The sequence below is a fragment of the Accumulibacter sp. genome (assembly GCF_023806565.1).
Classification (GTDB): Bacteria; Pseudomonadota; Gammaproteobacteria; order Burkholderiales; family Rhodocyclaceae; genus Accumulibacter.
On record NZ_JAMTDV010000085.1, the window covers coordinates 1 to 3,238 of the forward strand.

At 64.2% G+C, this 3,238-nt stretch carries 4 protein-coding genes; 2 read left to right on the forward strand and 2 right to left on the reverse strand.

Annotated elements, in window-relative coordinates; genetic code table 11:
- The first annotated feature begins 45 nt into the window (after positions 1-45).
- The gene (locus tag NFV80_RS09490) at positions 46-399 is read left to right on the forward strand and encodes a rhodanese-like domain-containing protein (RefSeq protein ID WP_296758500.1); all 354 of its coding nucleotides are present in this window, start codon (positions 46-48) and stop codon (positions 397-399) included.
- Between the two features lie 15 nt (positions 400-414).
- Positions 415-1,776: a TolC family outer membrane protein gene (locus NFV80_RS09495; RefSeq protein WP_295330190.1), complete on the forward strand. Its 1,362-nt coding sequence runs from the start codon at positions 415-417 to the stop codon at positions 1,774-1,776.
- Here the strand turns inward: NFV80_RS09495 and waaA are convergent.
- Positions 1,751-3,025, reverse strand: a complete 1,275-nt coding sequence (gene waaA / locus NFV80_RS09500; RefSeq protein ID WP_296758498.1) for a lipid IV(A) 3-deoxy-D-manno-octulosonic acid transferase — start codon at positions 3,023-3,025, stop codon at positions 1,751-1,753. The genes NFV80_RS09495 and waaA overlap by 26 nt on opposite strands.
- Positions 3,013-3,238, reverse strand: a 226-nt coding sequence (locus NFV80_RS09505) for a glycosyltransferase family 9 protein (RefSeq protein ID WP_295330186.1), incomplete at its 5' end; no start/stop codon positions are given. The genes NFV80_RS09505 and waaA, both read right to left, overlap by 13 nt.

The following is a 3,238-nucleotide window of genomic DNA, read 5'->3' on the forward strand; positions in this document are numbered from 1 at the left end:
GAAGCGGCCAAGCTTCGTCTTCTGACGTCGCGCGTACCAATCGCGATGCGGCACCTCTCGGCGCTTGAACTGGCTGCCTGGCTGAAGGCTGACGAATCATCCGCGGATGCTTCGCCAAACGAGTCGACGCGCAAACCGCTGCTGCTCGACGTGCGGGAGCCGTGGGAGTACGAGCTTTGCCATCTGCCGGGGTCGCGGCTATTGCCGATGCGCAGTGTGCCAGATCGAATCGACGAGTTGACGGACGCCCCTGAAATCGTGGTGGTCTGCCATCACGGCAGGCGCAGCCTGCAGGTCGCGCAATTCCTCGAACGCCAGGGTTTCCAAGCGATTTTCAACCTTTCCGGCGGTGTTGATGCCTGGGCGAATGACGTTGACCCGGCGATGCGCAAGTACTGAAAGTGAGTTAGCGTCATGCCTCTGAAACTCGCTGACGGCAAAGTCGCCTTCCTGTTGGCTGCATGCTTGTCCGCTGTTCCTGCTATGGCGGCGGACCTGGTGCAGGTCTATCGTGCGGCGTTGGCCTACGACGCGCAGTACGCTGGCGCGCGCGCGGCGGCTGCGGCCGGACGCGAAAAGCTGCCGCAGGCACTGGCTGCCCTGTTGCCGACGATCGCAGCGAGCGGCAACACGTTCTGGAACGATACCGTCTACAACGTGAGCAGCTACGATGCGAATCTCAGGCGCTTGCCCAGCCAGAACTACCAGAACAAGTACAACACCAACAGCTACGGCGTAAGCCTGACGCAGCCGCTGTTTCGCTGGCAGAATTTCGTCCAGTACGACCAGTCGAAGCTGCTGCTCCTGCAGACCGAGGCGAACTTTGCACAGGCCGGACAGGACCTGATCCTGCGCGTCGCGCAAGCCTATTTCGACGTCCTCTTCGCCATCGAGAATCTGCGTGCCGTGCAGGCCAACAAGACAGCGATCGCCCAGCAACTCGAGCAGGCGAAGAAAAATTTCGAAGTCGGTACCGCGACGATCACCGATACGTACGAGTCGCAGTCGCGCTACGATCTGGCCACCGCGCAGGAGATTGCCGCCGAGAGCGATCTCGAAGTGAAACGCTACGCGCTGCGCGTGCTGATTGGCATTGATCCCGGAGAACTCAATCGGCTGAAGCAGAAAGCGGTGATGCAACCGCCACAACCGGCAAGCATGGAGCAATGGGTGGCTGCCGCCGAGCGCGACAGCTTCGTCGTGCAGGCGCAGCAGGCTGCCACCGAGGCGGCCGACAGGACAATCGAAATCAGCCGGGCCGGACATTACCCCACGCTGGACGTCGTGGCCAACTACGGCCAGAACAACGGTCCGGGGCAGTTTGGTCTCGGCGCGATCGATACCACGAATGCGCAGATCGGCCTGCAGCTCAACATTCCGATTTTTCAGGGCGGCGCGGTCAACTCGAAAACTCGTGAAGCGATCGCGCGGCGCGACGCGGAGCGGGCAGCGCTCGACAACGCGACGCGCAGTGCCGCGCTCGCGGCTCGCCAGGCGTACCTGGGCGTAGTCAATGGTCTTGCCGAAGTACGGGCACTTGAAGCGGCGCTGGTTTCCAGCCTCAGCTCGCTGGATTCGAACCGGCTCGGCTACGAGGTCGGCGTACGCATCAACATCGACGTGCTGAATGCCGAGAATCAGGTCTATGTCACTCGCCGGGACCTCGCGAAAGCGCGTTTCGATACCTTGCTTGCCCAGCTCAAGCTCAAGGCGGCGGTCGGCGCGCTTGCCGAGGACGACCTCGAGCGGATCAATACGCTGTTCGAATTGCCCTGAGCTGCGCGATCAGCGCCATGATCCGGAGTGTGGCGCCACGGTGGGCGAGGCTGAAGGTGGCGGTGGCGTCACGCATGGCGAGCAGCTTCGGACGCTCCTGGAGCAGGTCCGCCGCTACCTGTGCCGCTTCCCCGACATCCGCCACCCGTCGCGCTGCGCCAGAAGCGATGGCATTCCTACCGGCCTCGGCAAAATTGAAGTCGTGCGGGCCAAGCAGCACAGGGCAGCCGCAGGCTGCCGCCTCGATCAGATTCTGACCGCCGAACGGCAACAGGGTGCCGCCAATGACTGCCAGGTCAGCCAGCGCGTAGTAGGCGGCCATTTCTCCCATGCTGTCGCCGAGCCAGACGCGTGTTTCCCGGTGTGGCAGTTCACCGGCACTTCTGCGACAGAAGGCCAGCCGGCGTTGCGCGATGAGATCGGCGACTTCGGCGAACCGTTGCGGGTGGCGAGGCACCAGCAGCAACAGCAGGTCGGGAGTCGTCATCGTCGCGAACGCGTCGAGAATCAGGGCCTCCTCGCCTTCGCGGGTGCTTGCCGCGAGCCAGATCGGCCGGGTGCCGATTGCCTGCCGCCACGTCGCTCCCTGCTGCAGTTTGTCCGGTGCTGGGGCAACGTCGAACTTGAGATTGCCGCAAACGCTGACCTGGCGTGCTCCGATCTGCTGCAAGCGTTCGCCATCGGCTGCGGTTTGCGCGGCGACCGCGCTCAGTGCCGAGAGTGCCGGCCGAATCAGGCCTGGCAAGCGCGCGTAGCCTCGCTGCGAACGTGCGGAAAGGCGGGCGTTGATCAACGCCAGCGGCAAGCCGCGGCGCCTGCAAGCCTCGATCATGTTTGGCCACAGTTCGGTTTCCATCAGCAGCCCGAGCTGCGGCCGGAAATGATCGAGGAAGCGTCCGCAGGCAGCGGGCAGATCGTAGGGGAGGTATACCTGTGTCAGCCGCCCCGGATATCGGGCCAGCAATTCCTTGCCGGTCGCCCGGCCGGTCGGTGTCATGTGTGTCAGCAACACGCTGTGCTCGGGATACTCCCGCAACAGCGCCGCGATCAGCGGCTCGGCGGCGCGTGTCTCGCCGACCGATACCGCGTGCAGCCAGATCAGACGCGTCGGTGGAGGCGCCCGGTAATGGCCGTGTCGCTCGCCAAGTTGCCGCAGATACTCCGGCTGCTTGCGCGCACGCCAGCAGAGCCGCAGCCAGACGAGCGGCATGGCGAGATAAAAAAGCAGCGAATAGATCAGGCGGGACATCGGAGCAGCGCCTGTTCGACCACCCTCAGCACTGCATCGACCGACGGCGGCGCGCCGGCACCGCCGAGATTGCGCACGAAGCCCGTTCCGCAAACGCCGGTCAACGCTGGTTCGGTGGCCACGTAGAGGGCAATGACCGGAACGCGCAGTGCCGCGGCAAGGTGCGCGAGACCGGTATCGACGCCGATCGCCAGACTGGCGCGAGCGATCAGG